At 66.4% G+C, this 2,874-nt stretch carries 2 protein-coding genes; one reads left to right on the forward strand and one right to left on the reverse strand.

Features of this window, described 5'->3' with window-relative positions:
• The coding region (locus WBA11_RS13640; RefSeq protein ID WP_424521220.1) for an ABC1 kinase family protein at window positions 1-1,738 on the forward strand (1,738 nt) is incomplete at its 5' end.
• A gap of 36 nt (window positions 1,739-1,774) precedes the next feature.
• Here WBA11_RS13640 and WBA11_RS13645 read toward each other — a convergent pair.
• Complete coding sequence (locus WBA11_RS13645) at window positions 1,775-2,749, reverse strand: integron integrase (protein WP_424521221.1); 975 nt, start codon at window positions 2,747-2,749, stop codon at window positions 1,775-1,777.
• Window positions 2,750-2,874 lie beyond the last annotated feature (125 nt).

A 2,874-nucleotide genomic window follows, 5' to 3' on the forward strand; every position in this document is an offset into this window, starting at 1 on the left:
GGCGAGACTGCGGCGCCGGTCTGGGACCGCGAAGGTCCCCGCCCTCGACGCCGGGACCGAGGTCGCGCGCCAGGCCGGCTACGAGGTCATGGACTTTGGCGAGCCGCCGTCGCTCATCCGGCGCTACTTCACGACGCTGCGCCACGCCGTCGGGCTGGTGTACGGGAGCGCGATCGCGGTGGCCCGAGACCGGGACCAGTTCTCGTTCGTCAAGGGCTTCCCGCTGTTCGCCATCAAGGTCGCGGCGTTCTTCCTGACGCCGTTCGTCAAGCGCGACCTCCGGCGCCTGCGGCTCGAGGAGCAGCTCCGGCGACGGCTCGAGATCTTGGGGCCGACCTACATCAAGCTCGGCCAGGTGCTGGCCTTGCGCGAGGATCTGCTGCCGCCGTTCATCACGGAGGAGCTCAAGAACCTGCTCGACCGGCTCCCCGTGATGCCGTTCCCCGAGTACCTCGACCGCGTCAACAAGGGGCTAGGACGACCGTGGCAAGAGGCGTTCGAGCACATCGACCCGAAGCCACTGGGAAGTGCGTCGATCGGTCAGATCCACCCTGCGACGCTGTTGACGGGCGAGGACGTGATCCTCAAAGTCGTCAAGCCGCACATCTACGTCATCCTCAAACGGGACGCGCGGCTGCTGGGCTTCTTCGGCAGCTTTCTACAGATCTTTTTCTCGCGCTACCAGCCCAAGAAGGTGCTGGACGAGTTCGCCGAGTACACCCTTCGCGAGGTCGATCTCAGGCGAGAGGCGGAGAACGCGGAGCAGCTGGCGCTCAACTTCGCGGACGTCCCCAACATCCGCTTCCCGACGATCTACCGCGACTACTCCTCGAGGCTGGTCTTGACGATGGAGCGGTTCCGGGGCATCCGGCCGGACACGCCGGAGAGCGGCGAGCTACCGTTCGAGGCGCGCGAGAAGCTGGTCGACTTGGGCGCGATGAGCATCATCCGAATGCTCTACGCCGACGGCTTTTTCCATGCCGACCTCCACCCCGGCAACCTGTTCATCCTGGACACGGACCCCGACCCGGAGACCGGCATCGTCGACCCCAAGCTCGGGTTCATCGACCTGGGCATGGTCGGCTACTTCGATGGCGATCTGCGTCGGACGCTGCTCTACTACTACTTCTCCCTCGTCACCGGCGACGCCGAGAACGCGGCCCGGCACCTGGCGTCGGTGTCGCAACCGGGCAAGAAGGCGGACCCTCGGGGCTTCCAGCGTGCCGTTGCGGAGTTGTGCCGGCGGTTCTACCGAGCGCAGAAGTACGGCGAGGTCAACGTCGGGCAGCTCATCCTGGAATCGGTCGGGCTGGCGGGCCAGTACCGGATGTACTTCCCGGTCGAGATGGTGCTGATGACGAAGGCCCTCGTCACCTTCGAGGGCGTCGGCGAGACGCTGATGCCGGGGTTCGACGTGGCCGAGGTGAGCAAGAAGCACGTCAACAAGCTGTTCCGCAACCAGTTCAATCCTGGGGCACTCTTGAAGGAGAGCTTCCGCAGCGCGCCGGAGCTGGTGGACTTGATCGTCAAGAGCCCGACGATCATCGCGGAGGGCATCCGGTTCTTGGAGAGTCAGATCCGCAACCAGCAGCCGTCGCCCCTCGCGGGGATCCGCACGGCGCTGTTGTCGGGCGCGTCGCTCGTGTCGGGTGCCGTCGCGGCCTCGACGGGCGGCCCGTGGTACCTGTGGGGGCCGCTGTTTGGGATGGCGGCGCTGTTCGCGATGAAGCGGTCGTAGCGTCTTCGAGGACGCGCGCTCGACCTCGAGGACGAATCAGTCCAGGTGGTCGAGCGGACTCCGCACGCCCAGCCCGTTCAGGCCGGCGACGTGGGTGTAGATCTGGGTCGTGGCGAGCCGGGCGTGTCCGAGGAGCTCCTGAACCGTTCGGATATCGACGCCGTCCTGCAGCATGTGGGTCGCGAACGAGTGGCGGAGCGTGTGGCAACCGGCCCGCTTCTCGATCCCTGCGGCCTTCGCGGCCCGGGCGACGGCCTTCTGAACCGTCGAGGCCGAGAGGTGATGGCGGTGGGTCGTCCCCGTCCTCGGGTCCTCGCTCCGCCGAGTGCTCGGGAACACGAACTGCCACCGTAACTGGCGAGCCGCCCCGGGATGCTTCCGGGCGTAGGCTCCCGGCAGTACGGCAGCGCCGTGGCCGTCCTCGAGGTCGCGAGCGTGGACACGACGGGCGCGATCGATCTGAGAGCGGAGCGGGTCAGCGAGCAGATCTGGTAGAATGGTGGGGCGGTCTTTCTGGCCCTTCCCACGCCGTACGGTGATCTGACGAGTGTCAAAGTCAAGGTCCTTCACACGCAGTCGGAGCGCTCCGCTGAGCCGGAGGCCGGCTCCGTACAGCAGACGAGCGATGAGGCCTGCGGTGCCCGTCGTGTGCTCGAGCAAGACGGAGACCTCGCGCCGGGAGAGCACCGTGGGGAGCCGAGCGGGCTTCTTGACACGGACTACGCCCTCGAGGTCGCCGAGAGGCCGGTCGAGGACGACGCCGTAGAGGAACAGCAGGGCCGAGAGCGCTTGCGTTTGGGTGCTCGCCGCGACGTCTCGCTCGTTGGCGAGGTAGCTCAGGAAGGCGGTGACATCGGCCTCGTCGAGATCGGAGGGGTGGCGCCATTCTCCGTGGCTCCGCGCGGCGTGTCGAGCAAACCGCTGGATCCACCCGAGGTAGGCCTGCTCTGTCGCGTAGCTCAGATGACGGAGGCGGGCGGCCTCGCGGGCACTGTCGATGAGAGCGGACATAGTTGGTTATGGCGTTGACGCCCTATGTACGGATTCTACCACTTATGCAGAATGCCGTCGCGTATAATGACGGATCCGACCACTTATGCCGACCTCGAGGTCGGCTGAACTACTGGTTCTACCGC

This window comes from Rubrivirga sp., assembly GCF_049648075.1.
GTDB lineage: Bacteria > Bacteroidota > Rhodothermia > Rhodothermales > Rubricoccaceae > Rubrivirga.

Excerpts from the sequence above, each read along its gene's own strand:
- WBA11_RS13645 (WP_424521221.1), bottom strand. The coding sequence starts at position 2,749 with ATGTCCGCTCTCATCGACAGTGCCCGCGAGGCCGCCCGCCTCCGTCAT.